The 18,078-nt window shown below is 37.6% G+C and carries 24 protein-coding genes; 5 read left to right on the forward strand and 19 right to left on the reverse strand.

The features are described from left to right. Positions 1 to 10: 10 nt before the first annotated feature. Positions 11 to 373: a HesB/IscA family protein gene (locus tag M3175_RS07670; RefSeq protein WP_251516980.1), complete on the reverse strand. Its 363-nt coding sequence runs from the start codon at positions 371 to 373 to the stop codon at positions 11 to 13. 546 nt (positions 374 to 919) lie between these two features. Between M3175_RS07670 and M3175_RS07675 the strand changes: the two genes are divergently transcribed. Then, the gene (locus M3175_RS07675) at positions 920 to 1,612 is read left to right on the forward strand and encodes a DUF2225 domain-containing protein (RefSeq protein WP_251516982.1); all 693 of its coding nucleotides are present in this window, start codon (positions 920 to 922) and stop codon (positions 1,610 to 1,612) included. A 39-nt stretch (positions 1,613 to 1,651) separates the two neighbouring features. On the opposite strand, the gene M3175_RS07680 is transcribed toward M3175_RS07675, so the two are convergent. Next, positions 1,652 to 1,891: a YuzB family protein gene (locus M3175_RS07680; RefSeq protein ID WP_251516983.1), complete on the reverse strand. Its 240-nt coding sequence runs from the start codon at positions 1,889 to 1,891 to the stop codon at positions 1,652 to 1,654. 248 nt (positions 1,892 to 2,139) lie between these two features. On the opposite strand from M3175_RS07680, the gene M3175_RS07685 reads away from it, so the two are divergent. After that, positions 2,140 to 3,204, forward strand: coding sequence for an NAD(P)/FAD-dependent oxidoreductase (locus tag M3175_RS07685; protein WP_251516985.1), 1,065 nt, complete (start codon positions 2,140 to 2,142; stop codon positions 3,202 to 3,204). Positions 3,205 to 3,334: 130 nt separating this feature from the next. On the opposite strand, the gene M3175_RS07690 is transcribed toward M3175_RS07685, so the two are convergent. The 6 genes from M3175_RS07690 to M3175_RS07715 all read right to left on the reverse strand — a co-directional run bounded on the left by M3175_RS07690 (position 3,335) and on the right by M3175_RS07715 (position 7,390). Beyond that, positions 3,335 to 3,502: a hypothetical protein gene (locus M3175_RS07690; protein ID WP_251516988.1), complete on the reverse strand. Its 168-nt coding sequence runs from the start codon at positions 3,500 to 3,502 to the stop codon at positions 3,335 to 3,337. Next, entirely contained in the window at positions 3,499 to 3,654 is a 156-nt protein-coding gene (locus M3175_RS07695; RefSeq protein ID WP_251516990.1) for a hypothetical protein, read from the reverse strand. The genes M3175_RS07690 and M3175_RS07695 overlap by 4 nt, the downstream gene beginning before the upstream one ends. Then, positions 3,647 to 5,995: a type IV secretory system conjugative DNA transfer family protein gene (locus M3175_RS07700; RefSeq protein WP_251516992.1), complete on the reverse strand. Its 2,349-nt coding sequence runs from the start codon at positions 5,993 to 5,995 to the stop codon at positions 3,647 to 3,649. Before M3175_RS07700 ends, M3175_RS07695 begins: the two co-directional genes overlap by 8 nt. After that, positions 5,992 to 6,660, reverse strand: coding sequence for a M23 family metallopeptidase (locus M3175_RS07705; RefSeq protein WP_251516994.1), 669 nt, complete (start codon positions 6,658 to 6,660; stop codon positions 5,992 to 5,994). The genes M3175_RS07700 and M3175_RS07705 overlap by 4 nt, the downstream gene beginning before the upstream one ends. 4 nt (positions 6,661 to 6,664) lie before the next feature. Continuing rightward, on the reverse strand, positions 6,665 to 7,090 hold the full coding sequence (locus M3175_RS07710; RefSeq protein WP_251516996.1) for a hypothetical protein: 426 nt from the start codon (positions 7,088 to 7,090) through the stop codon (positions 6,665 to 6,667). A 75-nt stretch (positions 7,091 to 7,165) separates the two neighbouring features. Further along, entirely contained in the window at positions 7,166 to 7,390 is a 225-nt protein-coding gene (locus M3175_RS07715) for a hypothetical protein (RefSeq protein WP_251516998.1), read from the reverse strand. Positions 7,391 to 7,603: 213 nt separating this feature from the next. On the opposite strand from M3175_RS07715, the gene M3175_RS07720 reads away from it, so the two are divergent. The 3 genes from M3175_RS07720 to M3175_RS07730 all read left to right on the forward strand — a co-directional run bounded on the left by M3175_RS07720 (position 7,604) and on the right by M3175_RS07730 (position 8,572). Then, entirely contained in the window at positions 7,604 to 7,810 is a 207-nt protein-coding gene (locus M3175_RS07720) for a helix-turn-helix transcriptional regulator (RefSeq protein WP_251517000.1), read from the forward strand. Beyond that, the gene (locus tag M3175_RS07725) at positions 7,803 to 8,324 is read left to right on the forward strand and encodes a hypothetical protein (protein WP_251517002.1); all 522 of its coding nucleotides are present in this window, start codon (positions 7,803 to 7,805) and stop codon (positions 8,322 to 8,324) included. Before M3175_RS07720 ends, M3175_RS07725 begins: the two co-directional genes overlap by 8 nt. A 107-nt stretch (positions 8,325 to 8,431) precedes the next feature. Then, on the forward strand, positions 8,432 to 8,572 hold the full coding sequence (locus tag M3175_RS07730; protein ID WP_251517004.1) for a hypothetical protein: 141 nt from the start codon (positions 8,432 to 8,434) through the stop codon (positions 8,570 to 8,572). Between the two features lie 28 nt (positions 8,573 to 8,600). Here the strand turns inward: M3175_RS07730 and M3175_RS07735 are convergent, their stop codons facing one another. The 11 genes from M3175_RS07735 to M3175_RS07785 form a co-directional block, all read right to left on the reverse strand. Further along, positions 8,601 to 8,789, reverse strand: coding sequence for a hypothetical protein (locus M3175_RS07735; RefSeq protein WP_251517006.1), 189 nt, complete (start codon positions 8,787 to 8,789; stop codon positions 8,601 to 8,603). Position 8,790: 1 nt separating this feature from the next. Next, on the reverse strand, positions 8,791 to 10,656 hold the full coding sequence (locus M3175_RS07740) for a phage tail protein (RefSeq protein WP_251517008.1): 1,866 nt from the start codon (positions 10,654 to 10,656) through the stop codon (positions 8,791 to 8,793). A gap of 91 nt (positions 10,657 to 10,747) precedes the next feature. Next, a complete protein-coding gene (locus M3175_RS07745) occupies positions 10,748 to 10,891 on the reverse strand; it encodes a hypothetical protein (protein WP_251517010.1) in 144 nt (47 codons plus the stop codon). 132 nt (positions 10,892 to 11,023) lie between these two features. After that, on the reverse strand, positions 11,024 to 11,734 hold the full coding sequence (locus M3175_RS07750) for a glycoside hydrolase family 73 protein (protein WP_251517012.1): 711 nt from the start codon (positions 11,732 to 11,734) through the stop codon (positions 11,024 to 11,026). A 19-nt stretch (positions 11,735 to 11,753) separates the two neighbouring features. Beyond that, positions 11,754 to 11,942 carry a hypothetical protein gene (locus M3175_RS07755; protein WP_251517014.1) on the reverse strand — a complete coding sequence of 63 codons (189 nt, stop codon included), beginning with the start codon at positions 11,940 to 11,942 and terminating at the stop codon, positions 11,754 to 11,756. A 15-nt stretch (positions 11,943 to 11,957) separates the two neighbouring features. Further along, positions 11,958 to 12,185, reverse strand: coding sequence for a phage holin (locus M3175_RS07760; RefSeq protein ID WP_251517016.1), 228 nt, complete (start codon positions 12,183 to 12,185; stop codon positions 11,958 to 11,960). Between the two features lie 2 nt (positions 12,186 to 12,187). Next, positions 12,188 to 12,505: a hypothetical protein gene (locus M3175_RS07765; RefSeq protein ID WP_251517018.1), complete on the reverse strand. Its 318-nt coding sequence runs from the start codon at positions 12,503 to 12,505 to the stop codon at positions 12,188 to 12,190. Between the two features lie 70 nt (positions 12,506 to 12,575). Continuing rightward, positions 12,576 to 13,115, reverse strand: a complete 540-nt coding sequence (locus M3175_RS07770; RefSeq protein ID WP_251517020.1) for a serine O-acetyltransferase — start codon at positions 13,113 to 13,115, stop codon at positions 12,576 to 12,578. A gap of 62 nt (positions 13,116 to 13,177) precedes the next feature. Continuing rightward, a complete protein-coding gene (locus M3175_RS07775; RefSeq protein WP_251517022.1) occupies positions 13,178 to 15,088 on the reverse strand; it encodes a hypothetical protein in 1,911 nt (636 codons plus the stop codon). Positions 15,089 to 15,100: 12 nt separating this feature from the next. Then, positions 15,101 to 15,922 (reverse strand): phage tail family protein, encoded by an 822-nt coding sequence (locus M3175_RS07780; protein WP_251517024.1) that lies wholly within the window; start codon positions 15,920 to 15,922, stop codon positions 15,101 to 15,103. Next, positions 15,919 to 18,063: a phage tail tape measure protein gene (locus M3175_RS07785; protein ID WP_251517026.1), complete on the reverse strand. Its 2,145-nt coding sequence runs from the start codon at positions 18,061 to 18,063 to the stop codon at positions 15,919 to 15,921. Before M3175_RS07785 ends, M3175_RS07780 begins: the two co-directional genes overlap by 4 nt. Positions 18,064 to 18,078 lie beyond the last annotated feature (15 nt).

An 18,078-nucleotide genomic window follows, 5' to 3' on the forward strand; every position in this document is an offset into this window, starting at 1 on the left:
TTGCACTTTTTTAGCATTCTTCCGGTGTACCTTGGTTGGTTGCTGTACGGAAAGAGGAACCACACCCACATGAAGCAATGGCGTTAGGATTTTCGATGGTGAAGCCTCCACCCATTAAGGAATGCTTATAGTCAATAACGGTTCCTACCAACGCAGGAGCACTCTCTTTATCAACTAAGAACGTAATTCCATGTTGAACAAGCTCCGTGTCGCCTTCTTCTACTTCATGAGCAAAACCAAGACCATACGATAGGCCACTACAGCCGCCACCTTTAATCGCTACGCGTAAGTACGCATTTTCCTCTTCGTTCTCTTTCATCATATCTTTTATTTGAAGTGCAGCCGCTTCTGTCACAATAATAATGTCTTTCATGATTATTCATTCCTCCCTCGAACATCTTTACTTTTAGTATATACAGCAATGTCTTTATACTCAACTGAACGGACTTAGAAAAATGGAATTGGTTTTGACAAATGGGCATTTGGTTAATTGGGCTGGGGCTGGGGAGAAATATTGCCTTTTTGATACTTTTACCCAAGGATAGGACTACCTAAATTTCGGTTTAGTTCATAGATTCTACCAAATGTTGGAATCAGTATGTTGTAAAAGCCGATTTAGTTCAGTGATTCCACTAGATACTGGAAATTGCATGTTCTAAGTGATAACTTAGTTCAACAATTCCACTAGATACTGGAAATCATAGGTTCTAAATAGCAACTTAGTTTACCTATTCCACCAGATGCTGGAAATTACATGTGCTAAATGACACATTTCCCCATACAATCTACTATATTATGTAAATTTAAGACGTTAAGCCTTCTTCTTTTGAAATATAACATTTTATAGTTCTTTTATCACAAGTAATAAGGTACAATAGTATTATTAAAATCGTCGTAAAAATAAAAGGGGTGTGTGACAATGACTGAACTACAGCCGCTTTATGATAAGAAATGTGAATGTATGATGTGTAAAACCAAGTTTACCACAAAGAAGCTTCGCTCACGTTTTGTAGTAGCAAAGTCCTATGACACTGACTTTGCCCCTACATATGAAAACATAGAAAATGATCCTAACCTTTATTTTGTTGCGGTATGTCCGAAATGCGGCTTTTCATTTACAGATGACTTTGCCCCCTATTTTCCACCAGGCAGCAAGGAAATCATTGATTCTAAAATAGCCCAACAGTGGTTCCCGCGCAGCTTTGGTGAAGTAAGGTCGTATCAAGTGGCCGCAAAAACAATTAAACTTGCCGCCTATTGCGGAACTTTAAAAAAAGAAAAGCATGTATCTATTGCTGGTTTATTTATGAGACTAGCTTGGATCTACAGAGCAATGTTAGATCACGAGCAGGAGCAACGATTTATGAAGCTTGCTGTGGACGAGTATATGGAAGCTTATATCACTGATGATTATCGTGGAACGCAAATGACCGAGCTTCGGCTTCTCTATATGATTGCGGAGCTATCAAGACGTACAGGTCAGGTCGACCAATCAGTGAGATATTTTTCAAAGGTTATCGAAAAACAAGGAAGCTTTAATGAGGCCAAAATCATTGAAATGGCAAGAGATCGTTGGCAGGAAATACGTGAAGAGCAAAAAACCAAAATATAATAATAAGGGTCTACCTATGAGGTGACCCTTTTTTGTATGTTAAAACATTGGATTTTCTTCTAAATACTGATAAATATTTTCAACCAGTTCATCAGGTGTCTCCCCAGACACCACTTCTCCATTTACTAGTGCATACAGTGTTGATGCACATTTGCCGCAATAGCCAAGGCACCCATATTCAATGATATCTAGGTCATAATCCTTTTCAAGCTGTTCGAGTGCTTTTTGAGCACCACTTGCTAAATTGCTTATACAAAACTCTATAATTGGTTTTATCATTTCTCCCACCTCTACTAAGTAAATGTACCTTGTCCAACCAAAAAGTTCAAGTAGGTAGTTTCCTTCCAAAAATTTTAATTGTCAAGAAATTGTACTGAATGTGTTGTGGTTTTGTCACAATTTCGTTATACTTTTTATGGTGTTTTGAAACATATATAATATTTATCATTGTAATATGTCATCATATTGCAAACGTTTTTATAAGAGAGAATAGCAACTCAACTGTAGAGAAAAAGGGGAAATTGATTATGAAGAATCTCGTTATTCTCGGCGGAGGCTACGGGGGAATGAGAATACTCGCACGCTTATTACCCTCTCAACTTCCAGACGATGTAACCATTACGCTAGTTGATAAAATTCCTTATCACTGCTTAAAAACAGAATATTACGCTCTAGCAGCTGGTACGATTTCCGATCAGCATGTACGGGTAGCTTTCCCTGAGCACCCAAGACTTACAATTAAATACGGAGAGGTTAAAGATATTAATCTTGAAGAGAAAACCGTTCTCGTGAATAATGACCTAATCACTTACGATGATTTAGTAATTGGACTTGGTTGCGAAGACAAATACCATAATGTTCCAGGTGCGGATCGATATACGTATAGCATTCAATCGATCGAAAAGTCTAGAACAACGTACCAAGCATTGAATAACCTTTCGCCTGGATCTGTTGTCAGCATTGTTGGGGCAGGTTTGAGCGGAGTAGAACTAGCAAGTGAATTAAATGAAAGCAGGCCTGATTTAAAGGTTAAGCTATTCGACCGTGGAAATCATATCTTATCTGCCTTCCCTGTTCGTTTAGGAACGTATGTGGAAAATTGGTTTGATAATCACGGAGTAGAAATTGTTAACAATTCACATATCACAAAGGTAGAAGAAAATACTTTATACAATCACGATGAGCCACTACATTCAGATGCGATTGTATGGACTGCAGGCATTCAACCCGTAGAAATTATACGAAACCTTGATGTTGAAAAGGATCATCAAGGGCGAGTGGTCCTAACTGTTCATCACAATTTACCTCATGATGAACATGTGTATATTGTGGGTGACTGTGCAAGTCTACCGCACGCACCTAGCGCTCAATTAGCAGAAGGACAAGCGGAACAGATTGTACAAATTCTCTTAAAAAGATGGTCAAACGAACCGCTTCCTGAAACAATGCCGGTTATAAAGTTAAAGGGAGTTCTTGGCTCTTTAGGTAAAAAGCATGGCTTTGGATTAGTAGCAGAACGTCCAATCACTGGACGAGTGGCAAGACTATTAAAATCAGGTATTCTATGGATGTATAAATATCATAATGGCTAATAGAATATTTTCCGTTTTTTCTAAGTTAAAACGTTGGTTTAACAAGGTTTTATAAAAAGTGTGGATTAATATACATTAAATCTTTTTAAAAATCGGGCGGGTATTCGGCGGGTTTTTTGCCCGTCTTTTTTTATGCGTTTAACTCTTCCTCTAAATAGTCCAGATAGGTAGTTGTATTTTCCGCAAAATGTTCACGTACATACTTTATAAAACAATCACCATCATGGACTAATTCACTATCGAATACCACAACCTGATCTTCGCCTTTTAACCGATTATCACAATAGGCACATCTCATACTGTCTCCTCCTTTAGATAAAGAGTTTTAGATTCAGCAATCAGTAATACATCATCTTCATTTCTGCAGCAAGGACAGTACGGCTGCATGATCTCCGATAACCCAAAATCCATACGACAAAAGAAACAATGATAAATCGTTAAATTAAGCATTTGCTGATTCCTTCTTTCCTACTGGTTTAGGCAATTTTGTTATAAAACGGCCGTATCCTTCTCGACTCTTTATAAGGTTCATGGAATGGTACCGAGGTAATCTCAATAAATCCTCCTCAGTAAATGGATACAATTCACTTTTCAATTCATCAAAATTCTTTTTATCGCATCCAGCTATTAACATGTAACTTGCATTTGCCGATCGTAATTCCTCTCTAATGGTTTTGATCTGATTCAAATAGTGACAGCTGATAATTGGCTTAATTCGGAACTTAGGTAAACGTGAAAGTTTTTCAGTTAAAAAACGTTCTGTATTCTTAACCTGGTATAGTTCATCGATGATGAAGTTAACCTTACGACGTTTACTTTTGTCTCGAACTTTATCTGCTCTTACTTGCATGGCTAACCATAATTTCGTCATCCAGTACGTGGAGCAAATGTCCTTCTCATTATCCGTTGGAAACATGGTTTCTGGCATTTTAACAATGATCAATTGAGCTTTTTGAGTCTCTTCAACTAAATCAATGTTTTGATCTGTACTCTTCTTCAGCATCAACTCCATAAATGCATTAGCTTTCAATTTGTTAAGGCGATCAATAATACCTACAACTAAGTGCAACTTCGTACCGATAATTAACCCGTCTTTGTCTCGTTCGTCCAGCTCACGTAAACTCTCCATATATTCTTCAAGATTTTCGTATTGTTTTTCAGGTACTTTAGAAAGATATTGACCACGTGCCTTGTGGTTTTGTAATACTGTAAATACATCTTTTATAGAGCCCCCAACCAAGAACACCACATTAGCAGCACTTTGTAGATATCTTTCCATCTTTGGCGATAGACGACTTTCATCTGCATTAATTGAATTCACCAGTGTTTCTAATTGGCTAGTCTGAAGCTTAGCGTTTTTGTATTGCTCAAATGTATCGGCGCTTTTCTTTATTTCGTTATATCCAAGTCCTTCAGCCTTTTTATCATCGCTACAATCGATCACTAATACTTTTTCCGGATCAAAAAGAGCAGCCACTTCGGAGCTCAATTCACAATTCTCTATGAAATCAAACAGCACTACACATTCATCTACATTTAAAGCATCATTGGTTAAGTTTCCGATGAGAGTGGATTTTCCTGCTCGATTGGGACCGATGATGATCAGTGATAAGTTTTCATATTCTCGATCGGTGGTAAGATAAGCCGTTTGTTTGTGCCCCCTGTAAGTGGACTCCCCAATTGATACTTTTCCTTTTTGAAGATCCTCTGGAACCAAGGTTTCATGAGTCTCAACTTTTTCAATGCAATCATGCATCTCTAAAAGTTCCCTTCCAGCAAGCGAGATAAAGTTCTGACATTCCTGGTCACTCAATTTATTGATTTCGGTCCCTAGGTTGTTTTTCAACAGATTGACCTTTCCTCCTAATTTCTTAGCTACTAGCCGGTTATCTTCACTAATGATTTCAAAACTATTCGCTAAGCTTCTTCCGTTGTTCATTTCACGTAGCTTATCTTGACTCTCACTCAGAATAATAATCTGAGAAGGGAGAATTTGATTTCTAATCTTACTCTCGGTTCCTTCACTTAATTTCCTTCCTCCTTGTAGACGATCTACAAGCGTTTCTAACCAGGATGATTCAGCGAGTTGTTCTTTCTTCCCAGCTAATACTTCACTTACGTCTTTCACTAGACCATCAACAATACCGATAGCCATCTTAAAGAGGTAATTAGCTCCCATCTTGTTTCTTTCCACCGGTATTCCTTTCTTTACCTTTTCAACAGTAGCTTTGTAACTAAATTTAAAGCTCTCCTGAGAAGAAGGAATAAAGTTATACATGATTCCCACTTTATCTCCTTCCTCAAGGACATCAACAATATTTAAATTGGAGCGCAACAAGTCGTTATCTCTCCGATCTACTTTTAAGCTCATCGCATCTTCTTTCTCATACACTAGCTGATACTTCGTGGCCTTCTCATGGAAACTAGGTAGCTCGCCTACTTCTTCAATCGTAACGTTGTTCCAAACGTCACCGACTTTTTCTGTTAGAATGCTTTCATACTGTTTAGGGACGATGAAATAAAACTCAATCTTCTTCTTTTCAATGTAAACGAAGTACGCTACCTTTCCTTGGACATGAAACTGATATTTGGTACCTAAGAAAAACTCCTTTCCTAATAATCTAACTAACTTCTTTTCTTCAACTACGATCGATTGAAATACGTTTTTATACATACTGGAAATGGTTCTTGCGACTAAATGAGTGGAATTATTGCGAATAGAATTGTTGGGTTTAAGCTTGAGGAAAACATATTGAGGTTTAACAACTTGAAACACTTCACTGAATTTCATCCGATGTACCCTCCTAGTAAAGCTTTGATGAGTATTCTTGATACAAACAAAATACTTACCCATCGATTAGCGTTCTTCAGTCTCCATGCCCCTAAGATGATAAAGACTCCTCCACCTAACATAGTGATTGCATCAATTAAATCTAAAGTGACATCTCTAAGAGCTTTTAAGAATTCAAAAATCATTTCCTTAAATTCTTCTTTCATATCTTCCTTGGCATGTTCTAAAGCTAAATCCATTCTTCCTTCAATGTCATACCAAGCAACAGAATCATCAATTTCTATATCACCGGTTATACTATCCAATCTCGGTACCAGGACGGACGGATCCACAAACTCTCCATCTTCTTTCACTCCAAAGTGTAGATGTGCCCCCGTTGAATTTCCTGTGTTTCCACTTTCTCCGATGACGTCTCCGAATTGGACTTTATCTCCAACTTTTACATCTACATCGCTCATGTGGCCGTAAATATATTCACGATGATCCTCACCTAAAATTTTAACTCCTTCTCCAATCGGACCAGAGCCATCGTACACATTCACGACTTCTCCTTCTACGATACTTCTTAATGTGGTGCCTTCTGGGACTGCTAAATCCACTCCTGAGTGCTTCCCTTCCCTGACCTCTTCCATGACTCCATACGCGCTGCTTAGTCGAAATTTCATACGATCACGCTCCGAATCTATCGAAAATACCATCGACCTTATCCATGATGTGTGGGAATGCCAACAGGAGGGCATATGCTAGTACGTAACCTATGAAGTTCTTTTTGGCTCCATCAACATCTTGTTTTAAAACATTGTGGATGATTTCCCAGCCCCCTCTTCCAATGATTAGCCATTTCCCAATATCGGCTAAATCTTTATAGATAACACTTGCTTCCTTGTCGATAATTCCATCTGTATATCCGTTTGTTAAGGCAGCACTCGCTAAATGAGACCCATCACCAATCATGAAAAGAATAATGGTGGAACCGACTACTCGATAAACCACTTTGTATTTTCTGAAATGCTCTTCAACCTTTTGGATTGGCTTCTTAATCTCATACTCTCTATTCATAAATTCTTTAACAGACATCGTTTGATATTTTTTCACCTAAAACCCTCCTAGACATGCATATTTTTGAGTTTGTAGGCATATGCTAACGTGAGAGCGTGTTAGCAACCTAGCCTATTTCTGGCCTAACACAAAACCGTTTAAGGCGTTTTTCCCACAATGTATTACATTGGCTGGGGAAGGCGCTTTTTTTACTTTCTTCTTCGCCTCCATATCTCTCCATATCAATCTTTTCACGTATTTTGAGAATTTCCCCTGATCGGTTGCAAACGATAATAATTCACTTTCGAAAGGATCTTGCAAACTGAATGATACTGGCTTAATATCTCTTTCCTTCATAGGGCTCCCTCCTGATTAATCCGGTATTACATTCGTATTACCTTAGCTTTTTAATCGGCTCCGGTGTTACGTTTGTAATACATCATATGGGCATTTATCCTAAAACTTGCCTGTCTATCACAAAAATTTTAGAATTTATCATAAAATTTTTGTGAAAGGAAAATCAGAGACATTTAGAGAATTAAGTTTTATCAAGTTTTCGGAGGACATATAATGCTAGTCAGTAAGATAAAAGCGTATATTGAACTTTCAACTTTAACTAGAGAAGAGATCAGAAAGGAGATGGGAGTGGGAACCAATACCATATCTTCTTGGTGCTCTGGTAAGTCAAGGCCATCTGTAGAGGATCTATTTAAGCTTGCTAGGTTATTGAATGTAAAAGTGGATGAACTGTATGAATGGAGAGAAGAGAATGAGTAGTAAATTGGTTATTAGACTTATTTTTTCGGGTTTAATTGTTGTTGGGGTTATTTCTTTAGGGCTAAAATTTATTAATGAATTAGTAGAAGAACCTACTGTACCTGAAAATGCAAAAAAAGCTATTGTTAATAAAGAAGAAAATGTAGAAAAAACAGCAACAGTATCTAAAACGGAGATTACCAAAGAAGAATTTGAAGCAAAATATCAAGAAGATCCCGAAGAGACTCAATACCCTAATGGGAAGTTTGAGCTTGCAGATGGTTCAACTGTAAATGCTGATTTTATTAGTTATGATTCTAGTGATTTATTTGATTATGCCACTGCTATCTATAGTGAAGGTAAGTTAGCCAGTATTCAGTTTGAAACAACAGCTGCTATCGAGGAAATTGAGGATGCTTTAGGAATGAAGTTTGAGGATGGTCAGATAGAGCAAAATCGAATTGGATATGAGATTACTCTTAATGATACATTTAGTGAAGCAAACATTGCTGTTTATCCTTTTGAATGGGAATGATCAACATGAAAGAAGTATTCCTAGCCATCCACTACACAGGACCAGCCGGAAGAGTCGAATAAAAAGGATCTTTCCCTTTACGTGGTCAACGTCCAGAGGAGATTGCTTTGGATTGGTGGGAGAAGTCTGTAGGTAGAGGGTATGAACGGAAATTAGATAAGGTTATTTTGAATAGTGAAGAAGATATAACCGAGAAAGTATTAGAAGAACAAAAAGCGCGGTTTTATAAGTTAGATTTACCTTTTTAAAGCCCCTCCACTTAGGAAGGGCTCTTTTTTATACTGTTTCTAATATGAGTTGACCATTTACCACCCGATAATTCGGCACGTTGCTGATTACCGTCTCGTAATCATCCATTAAATAAAAAAAGAAATCGTACTGTTTCATCGGAATGACTCTCGCACCAATCAAACTGTCAACGATCTTTCCCTCTTCATCTACATCACAAAAAAATAATACGCCCATATTATCCCTCCTGGACTATATATCTAACACTTCCGTACGTGTAGTAATTTAAGCTTGAGTACATGCGCCAGTAGCAGACTAAGATATTTCCTGTTGGTGTGCCTAGATCAACTAGGATATCTTTTCTATACCCTTGGGTAGCATGTTTTCTTGTTTCTGTAACCGTAACAGATGCGATACTTTGTGTTTCGTCGTCACTTAACACATCAAAGGAAATGCTTCCTACGTTACCAAAGTCAACTCCGCCATCCACAGACATGCTACAAATAATTCTCAAATATCGACTGTCATGCTTGAAAACAAATCGTTGAACGTTTTCATATCGATTCTGTGCTGAAGTCCTGTAAAATTGCCCAGATTCTTCTATACCGGCTGTTTTAAATGTTGGTGTGGAGCCTTGGATGGAAAAACTGTTGGATAGGATACCGTTATTAACCACCTTGTAACCGTCGGGACGTTCAATCACCATAGCGCCTTTAGCAATATAGATCTCACCAGAATCCAACCTTACAAACTTATTTGGATCGGCTGCATCGATGGCGATTAAATAATTTCCATCCCAATAAAAAAGATCATCGTTTCCGATAATCTGAATGTTGTTGGTTTTTATTTGTCCGGCTGTTAATAGTGATGTGTTTACTCCAAATGGAGTGATTGCATCTGGGAAAGTTACCCCGTTATCAGTCGTCACACCAATTCCCGAGCTGCGAAAAACAACGAACCTTTCCGGATTCTCTGGATCGCGAGCGAGTATTCCCATATTCTCAGGATATTCAAGTTGTGTTAGAGAATTATTCAATGCTTCAGTTGCTCGTTTAACAGCTTCATCGTATACGTTGTATCGAAGTTTTCCCACGTTCTCATCGTAAATTTTATCGAGCAATGATTTCTGATAATCCATGACACTCTTCACGAAGGATTTAGGAACAGTTGAAAGTGTAACCTTTGGTGATTTCTTACTTTCTGGATAATCTTCACTCTCAATAATCCTTAAATCCACATCGATATTTAAAGGCTCATAAATGGTCGGTACGGTATCGCCGATGTTTGGGTTAACAGATGTATACCCTTGCTCTTGTAAGCTCACAAACTCCAATTCTATGCTTATTTCAGGTGTATCTTGAAGTTTAGCTTTCAGATTTTCTACAAGTGTATCATAATGGGTGATTGATTCATTACTGTATGGTGGAGCATGACGTACTCCATAGATGGCAGCCATAGGTGATGTATACTCAGCTGATACAATAGGATTTTCATCCTCATCTAATTTTCCGGTACCTTTGATGTATGTGGATAGATTGCTTGTATTTACATTTCGTTTAAAGGTCTTAATGTTGTAACCGTAACGGAATTGAAAATCTGCAGTAGAACCAATTTTCTTTTTAATCCTCACGTCATTACCGATGATTTCAAACTCTGCCTGGTAACGATCAATCACTTTTTGAAATAAAGATAAACAATTTTCATTACCAAAGTTTTCAAATTCTACTGTGGAAAAAGAGTCTATAACAGAGAACGTCCAATCTAAACCACTAAAAATAAACGATAGTACCGTATTTATGGACTTGAATCCTGTAGTAAGAGTTGTATATCTGTATTCATCCACGATATCAAAGAAGGTATGATACGCTGTGATTGATTTAATTGGTTTTCCTTTTGTTTTCTCGACTAGTCCTTTAATTCGATATTTAATGGAGTCATATTCTACAATGCTTTCCTCTGCAACCAAATCAAAGGAATGACTATTCTTATCTGTTTTAAGTAATAAAAAGGAGATGGACTGTTCTCCATTCACTCTTTTCTTACGAGTTAAGTTTGTATAGTCAGTGATAATTTCTGATGTTCCAGCTATGTTCGTGACGATCAAGAGGTATCACCTCATTTCAATATTTATGTTTTACAACAATAGGATACTGCGACATAAGAAAGCCCTCCTTCGTGATGAAAGAGGGCTATTTTTATTTTACTTCAGCGATACTAATAACCGTACCAGTTTGTTCACCTTTACTGATCTTCTTTTTTACATCTCGTTTTGAATCACCTGATATAGTTTTCCAAGTAATACCGTCTCTATTTTTAAATCCTACAGAAAATAACTTCATAAGATCACCTCTATAAAGAAATAATTTGTTCTTTATAAAGATTATAGATAAACTAGGAAAATATAACAAGAAGATTTATATCGTAATCATTGAAACACCTCCATATATAAAAAAGCCCTCAAAAAGAGGGCATTACTTGCTTCGTCCAAACGTCTTGCTATAACCTTTGTGCTTTAGTTCAATTACAAGCTTCTTAGCTGTATCTAAATCTGTGTGGATATAGAACTGATATGGATCATCTTTCTGTGGTTTTTCATCTGGGCCATACACTTTATCAGATACCCCTTGGCACTTATAACCCTTCTTCTCATAAGCAGCAACTAATGCTTTCGCTTGCCAGAAGGCTGTATTTGGAACAATTACGTAATATGGTGTCTTTCCATCCACAGTATCATACTGTCCTAGATTGGCTTGTTTGTAGATTCCTAGAAGCTTATTTGCATAGCCGTATGGATCAGTGGCGTATCCGGCAGATTCTACAGCTCTTGCAGCCTTTTCAAAATCCTTTTGATCAATCGCGCCCCGATACTTGTTACGATCCCAAGAGACACCATTTACATATAACTTACATAGGTCTTCCATCGATTCCAGATATGAAGGATACTTCCTGAAGTTAGCAAGGACCGTTACATCCTTACCGTTGTAATGCTCCCATGTTGGCATTTGAATGGCTTGACCGTTGTATGTGCCTTTGATACCGAATAAGTTAAAAGCTTTCTTAGCAAGTCCGCTTTCACCATACCGCGATTCATGGCAAGCCTGAGCGATAATCAGAGAAGCGAGTACACCGTATTCCTTAGACAACTTTTGAGCGAATGGAGCGATTGTTTTAATAAACGACATAATATTTCATCTCCCTTTACTAATGTCTGTAATGAACTTTTTCAACTTGAGCATGAGTCCAAGGTGTGTATTTAAACATGTCATAAGCTTCATTAGCATTTTTAATGTCCTGTTCAGCTTCCTCATAAGTTTTTCTAACAGGATTAACATCAATCTTTTTCTCGCCACTATAGAAAACCGCACGAAAACCAACTTTAATTTCAGCCATTACTTACCCTCTCCTTTACTTTTTAATTAGCCCTTGAGATTGTAATGCTTTCTTCTGAAGTCCACCTTTTTTGCTTAGGTAATTGTTTTTCCATGCTGCCCACAAGCTCATAACAATAAGGAGAGCAGCACTAATGTGTTCACCAAACTCCACAGGAATAGTTTTATATCCGAATAAGTTTAGTACTGCATTGATTAATACGATTACTAATGCTGTTACACGTCCAATACTTGCTTTATCCATAATTACAAATCCCCTTTACTTTCAAGATTGTCTAAACGTTTATGAGCTTGCTTTGAGCTTTCTTCCACACGAGTAACCCGTTCGCCTAGAGCAGCCATTTGACGTTCATTTGCTTTTAAGTCAATTCGAATATCATCTACACCTTTTGAAATGTAGCCTAGTTGCGCTTTAATCTCTGCGCTTTCTTTTGCATCATCTTTTTCTTCTTTGGTCTGTTTTTCTGTTTGTTCATCTCGGTGTTTTTGCTTGTTTAATTGATAACCTTGAAGTGCGATTACTACGCTCAAGATTGTTAGGGCTAAACCTATTTCGATTGTCATTTCACACCGCCTTCACATAATAAAAAGAGCCCTCGAAAGGACTCTCCATCTGTTGCACTATTTCATCCAACTATGAATTTACTAATTGTCGATTATTCTCAATTTCCGCTACCTTAACTCCATCTTTTTTTATGACTTTTGCAGGAACACCTACTACTGTACAATTATCAGGTATATCTTTTAGAACTACCGCGTTTGCACCAATCTTTACGTTTTTGCCTATTTTGACATCTCCTATAATTTTTGCTCCTGCGCCAATTAAACAATTATCTCCAATTATAGCAGCCTTACCGTCCTTACTTTCTGCTATCGTGACTTGTTGATAAATAGTGCAATTGGTTCCGATCTTGGCATAGTGAGAAATAATTATTCCGTTTAATCCATGAGGTAGATTAGGAAAGGAATTAAATTTTGTTCCGTAACCAAAAGCTGTACCCATCGAAGAGCAGTGATAAGTGTCCATCCTTTTTATTTGCAACATATATATAAATCTAATAAATTTTGGAATTTTGGAGGCAGGATTGATAACTTCTTCCCGTTTCTTCCAATACTTCTTATGGTTGTAATGTCGAACAGAATCTAACAAGAAATTTACAATAGGATTACTCATTCTAAAAACTCCCCTAATTAAGTAGTTGAGTTAATAATACTACATTTTTCCAACACTTGTAATTAGTAAGTTCCTATACTCTGCCAGGATAGTACACCTGCGTTATTTACCAACTTCCATCCTATCGCTTGTCCAGTTGCATTGTTTTCATTGTAAACCACATCTTCAGGCATAAAGTATCCATTTAATGCTCTACTAGGAATGGATCTAACATATACACCATCAGACTTATAAATACTTGGATTCATCGTCTTTTTAACTACTGTATTTTTATTTGTTGAGTATATTTTAATGCCGTTTAATGTTCCTGCTACTAATATTGCAACGGTTTTGATACTGGTACTGTTAACTGTAAAAGTATCTACTTCTGTACCTGCATGTTGTCTCCAAACATTATTAACAGCATCCCAATATCCGTAATGTCCCAACGCTTTGCCTCCATCGATTAATCCATTAGCACATAACACATCAAGTGTGTCAAATGGTTTATACCAGTTACTATACAAAGTACCTGATGAATGGATTTTTTCAATGGTAATTGTATCTCCCTTACTAAGATTAGAAATGTAAAATACAATAGGTGAGCCAGAGTTAATGACGATTCCATTTTCAGCAAGTAAGTCTTCGGTTTTATACTCCCATGAAGTTTCTTCTGTTAGACTAGTTGAAATTAAAGATTTTCTTACTAAACCTTTGATTGTATGGTAATTATCCTGAAATCTTCTATACCTTAACTTAAAATCTCTTTCATGCAAGACTAAATAATTTTTAATTGGTTCAAGACTAGCGATTTCTGGATATGAACAATTGATGTTTAGGGTGTTTGTAAAACTAGTTGCATAAGAAAAATTAGTGTTTCCTCCCGCATCCGTAGCGAAAAATTTATTATCATTGGAGCTAATACCTTTGGAAGTAGATGAACCGTCTGCCTTACTCATGTCTATATCTAAAAACTTTTGACTTGCTCCACTTAGCTCTACTCGGTAATCTCTAAAAATCCAACCACTCGCTTTAAGTAGTTTGATTTGTGTCCACATACCACCTGTATAAAGTGTGTTGACCTCGTATTTTTGACGATAAAAGTAGTTTGAATTACCTCCATATGCATTCCCATTTGTCATAGTTTGGATAATCGAATACTTCAGTTGGGTAGACGTTCTTATCGTCGCATCTCCACTTAAATAAAAAGAAGTATCGTAAAAGTAATTAGAGTTTAACCAACTGCCTGCACCATCTGAGTTTAATTCTAGAAATAATCTAGCCATAGATATTTGCTTGATGTGGATGTGATTAAACCAAAAACCTTGACCTCTTGATGCTTTCGCACGTACACCAGTTGTAAAACCTCGTACCTCATCGATGCGAACTTCACACTGTTTTAGGTTATCTAATTCAACACCTGTATAAGCATCGTTTTCCCAACCATGATAACCAGCATATTCATTCGCCACAGATGCTTGGTCAAAGACTTTGAAAATTTCAATCTTACACATGGTCATATCCATAAATTTTAAGGCTACTCGATCACGAACTCCTGAGAACTGAATTCGACCCCGACAAATAAAGTTGATTTTTTTACTAATGGTGATGCTGTCCGATATGTTGTACCATCGATTAATTTCCGGTAAAAATAACGTATTATTTTCAGCCAAAGAATCGATAGCTCTTTTTATTCTTGCTGTATCATCAACCTCTGGTGTTTGAATTGGGAATTTAGCAACGTTAATTATTACATGGTCTAACTTAGTCGTATTTTCTGCCAATTGTTCATCAACATCTACCAGTTTATCGCGCAAAACAGGGAACCCTAATCGAGCATCTTGTACTTCACTCGGTGAAGGATTCGCTATGATTAAATCATCCACGCGCTTCTTCTGCGCTTGGATATCTGCATCCACATCATCAAAATTAGCATTTAAATTGTTACGGAACACTCTATCAAGGAGTGAACCTAGTACTCTGTATTTACCCATCATTCACCCCTCCTAGAGCGTGTAAAACCTAAACGAGAAGCTAATAGTGAAGCTTCCGGTTGCACCTGTTATGGTGAAATTGTTATATCCTGGTGCCAAGGTAATTAATTTGTGGTTAGTGTCCGAGAACACTGATAAGCCATTTTTAAGCGATCGTACACCTGTGAGCTTCAATGTATCTCCGGATGCTGTTGTCTTCGTATACTGCCACACGTCGCCTGTAGTAGCGTTTGTGATTTTAAGATTGCTCGATGCACCTTTGAAGGTTATTTCTAATGGCATTTGACGAGGGTTAATAGTTACACCGTCAGCTGCATTGTAGATTTGAAAGCTTGCTGTGCTGTGAGTGTACATGGTTTCATCCAGTGTTAACCCTTGCCCTGTTTGCCATAGTTCGGTATCGAAGGTTTTAGGATCAAGTGTGGTGCCGATTGATTCAAAGTAAGCACTTTCTGACGAAAAGGAAATATTGAACTCTCCTGTGTTTCCTTGTCTTGCTAGGGAATAAGGAGAGTTATATTTTGCTAAGATTCGCTTACCAGGTGATTCATCAGGCAGTAAATAGAACGCTTCTCTGGAGTCGAATATACGAAATACTTCATCTCGATATAACGTGTAATCGATGTTATCTATTGCGATTAAAGTAAGAGTTGCGTTTGCATTTCGTCCATCATACTCTGTGCCTTGGTCAACATATCCATCTCGCCCTTCTATTTTCTCTCGATAGTGAATAGGAGAAGGTGATTCCACAATCAGACGATTGACGATGATTCCTAGTTCATTCATGTCGTAAGTTGTGCCATTTAATCGTTGAACTTTAAAATTGTGTATCATCCCTTCACCCCACTTAACCGAAGTTCCCCTGTCATGCTATTTCCTTGTAATAAATCCACATGAGGGAAGATGATTCGAGCGATTTCAAATCCATCCAGAATAATAGGAGTAGGTTCAATTTTCACTACACCCCCACTACCTGACAGCTTATTGCGTGTTTCGTTCGCTGGATCAATCTTACTACCTCTTGGTAATGTGACTAATTCAGGGCCGAATTCCCCGACTAATGTAGCTCCACCATCAAAATAATTTGTACCTGTTGCATTTCTAGGATATCCACCCGTAATCCCACTGTTCGTAACTGTTCTTTTTTCTTCGACTTGAATTGTTTTTTTTGATACTTTTTTGTTATCCCAGAATGTCAACCAATCGATCGCGTCTTTAATAGCCGACACTACATCGTCAAATACTCCTACGACCTCATCAACCACCGTAAATATAGCACCAAAGACTTTTTCTATGATGGTTTGAACCTTTGAAAATGCTGGAGCAACAATGTAATCCCATAGTGCTTTAAGAACCGGAAGTAATAAGTTTTCGAAAATATCCCATGCGATTCTAACCACATTCGCAATTATGTTAAATACGTTTTCTATAATTCTTTGTATTTGTGGCATATTAGCCATGATAAACGAGTAAAAACGTTCAAATATCGGAATGATATTACTTTTAAAGAAATTCCATACCATTGAAGCGACTTCGATTACTCTATTGAAAACAGTTGATACCGTCGCACGAATGGTTGGCATATGCCCTTGAATCCATGTGAAAATCTCCATCCACACAGGTATGAAATATTCCTTCATGAAATCCCATGTCGTTTTTAATACATCTCTTATGACATCAAAAACCTCTTGAAAAATACCCTTAATTACTGGGAAATTAGTTTGTACATTCGAGAACCACTCCGAAAGGACAGGCAAGATGTTTTCTTTAAAGAAAGTCCAAACTTTACCTACTACATCTAACATTGCTGAAAATGTTGTGGATGCTATCTCTTGCACCACCGGCATTTTTTCAACCATCCAGTTAGCGAATTCATTTACAACTGGCATTACTTTTTGTTGAAATGGTTCAAAAATACCCATCATTACGTTTCGTCCTATGCCTTTTAGAGCTTCGCCAAATGAATCGTACTTGATTTCGTTAATTTCATTAAGGGTATCCACAGAGCCTGTAATGGTACCTGTAAGATTAGACATAGCTTCAACTGCTCCGGCTTCTAGGTCCTCAAACTTTGTACCGAATAATTGAACTCCTACAGTATTTCTCTTTACTGGATCTTCAATGGCATTCAATGCTTCCATCATCTTTTGATAAGCCTGTTTACCTCTATCGCCACCAGCTGCAAAATCATCCATCATCTGCTTAGCATTTAAACCCAAGGCTTGATATGCTTCAGTTGTAGATTTTGAACCGTCTTTCGTTCGTATGACCATTTCTTTGAAAGCATCGCCTACATAGTCAAGGTTTCGAACTCCTGCTTTACTTGCATTTTCCAGAATTCCAAACATATCTTTAGCATCTAATCCGGCTGTTTTGAAGTAAACCGAATATTCTTCGATGGTATCAACTAGGTCCCCGTTTTGGTTTAGTCCCTTTTGTGTAGCTTCGGCAATATATGCCATAGCTTCTGTACCAGTTGCACCAAACTGTTCCATCATCGTCTCAGCGCCACGTAAGGATTCAGAAACGTCCAAACCGAACGTATCACGAAGCATCAGCGCATCCTGAGTAAGATACATTAATTCCTCACCAAGAGCTGTCGTGGATTGTTTAGCAATAGCCATGGTATCAGCAATATCTTGAAAGGATTCTCCATAACCATTGGTATAAATAGATTTTAATGATTCTTCCATTGATTCCATTTCTTCTTTAGTTGAGCCTGTTTGTGCTTGCAACCCATTAAGTGCTTTTTGCAAGTTATTACCTGCTATAAAAAGTCCACCTATACCTGTGGCAGCAGCTCCTAATCCAGCAGCTAATGCTCCGGTTAACACTCCCCCTACAGCAAGTGCAACTCCACCTAACTTATCGAGTTTTCCTCCAGCGCCTTCAGCTTTTTTATCTATAGCAGCTAGTGATTTGTCGGCTTCATCCGAATTTATGAATATGCTGCCAAACAGCTTAAATAGTTCCATGTGTTCACCTTCTTT

The organism is Robertmurraya korlensis (assembly GCF_023715225.1).
Taxonomy (GTDB): Bacteria; Bacillota; Bacilli; order Bacillales; family Cytobacillaceae; genus Robertmurraya_A.

Coding starts and splice junctions, on each gene's coding strand:
- M3175_RS07670 (WP_251516980.1), bottom strand. CDS start 373: ATGAAAGACATTATTATTGTGACAGAAGCGGCTGCACTTCAAATAAAA.
- M3175_RS07675 (WP_251516982.1), top strand. CDS start 920: ATGACTGAACTACAGCCGCTTTATGATAAGAAATGTGAATGTATGATG.
- M3175_RS07680 (WP_251516983.1), bottom strand. CDS start 1,891: ATGATAAAACCAATTATAGAGTTTTGTATAAGCAATTTAGCAAGTGGT.
- M3175_RS07685 (WP_251516985.1), top strand. CDS start 2,140: ATGAAGAATCTCGTTATTCTCGGCGGAGGCTACGGGGGAATGAGAATA.
- M3175_RS07690 (WP_251516988.1), bottom strand. CDS start 3,502: ATGAGATGTGCCTATTGTGATAATCGGTTAAAAGGCGAAGATCAGGTT.
- M3175_RS07695 (WP_251516990.1), bottom strand. CDS start 3,654: ATGCTTAATTTAACGATTTATCATTGTTTCTTTTGTCGTATGGATTTT.
- M3175_RS07700 (WP_251516992.1), bottom strand. CDS start 5,995: ATGAAATTCAGTGAAGTGTTTCAAGTTGTTAAACCTCAATATGTTTTC.
- M3175_RS07705 (WP_251516994.1), bottom strand. CDS start 6,660: ATGAAATTTCGACTAAGCAGCGCGTATGGAGTCATGGAAGAGGTCAGG.
- M3175_RS07715 (WP_251516998.1), bottom strand. CDS start 7,390: ATGAAGGAAAGAGATATTAAGCCAGTATCATTCAGTTTGCAAGATCCT.
- M3175_RS07720 (WP_251517000.1), top strand. CDS start 7,604: ATGCTAGTCAGTAAGATAAAAGCGTATATTGAACTTTCAACTTTAACT.
- M3175_RS07725 (WP_251517002.1), top strand. CDS start 7,803: ATGAGTAGTAAATTGGTTATTAGACTTATTTTTTCGGGTTTAATTGTT.
- M3175_RS07735 (WP_251517006.1), bottom strand. CDS start 8,789: ATGGGCGTATTATTTTTTTGTGATGTAGATGAAGAGGGAAAGATCGTT.
- M3175_RS07745 (WP_251517010.1), bottom strand. CDS start 10,891: ATGAAGTTATTTTCTGTAGGATTTAAAAATAGAGACGGTATTACTTGG.
- M3175_RS07750 (WP_251517012.1), bottom strand. CDS start 11,734: ATGTCGTTTATTAAAACAATCGCTCCATTCGCTCAAAAGTTGTCTAAG.
- M3175_RS07755 (WP_251517014.1), bottom strand. CDS start 11,942: ATGGCTGAAATTAAAGTTGGTTTTCGTGCGGTTTTCTATAGTGGCGAG.
- M3175_RS07760 (WP_251517016.1), bottom strand. CDS start 12,185: ATGGATAAAGCAAGTATTGGACGTGTAACAGCATTAGTAATCGTATTA.
- M3175_RS07765 (WP_251517018.1), bottom strand. CDS start 12,505: ATGACAATCGAAATAGGTTTAGCCCTAACAATCTTGAGCGTAGTAATC.
- M3175_RS07770 (WP_251517020.1), bottom strand. CDS start 13,115: ATGAGTAATCCTATTGTAAATTTCTTGTTAGATTCTGTTCGACATTAC.
- M3175_RS07775 (WP_251517022.1), bottom strand. CDS start 15,088: ATGGGTAAATACAGAGTACTAGGTTCACTCCTTGATAGAGTGTTCCGT.
- M3175_RS07780 (WP_251517024.1), bottom strand. CDS start 15,922: ATGATACACAATTTTAAAGTTCAACGATTAAATGGCACAACTTACGAC.
- M3175_RS07785 (WP_251517026.1), bottom strand. CDS start 18,063: ATGGAACTATTTAAGCTGTTTGGCAGCATATTCATAAATTCGGATGAA.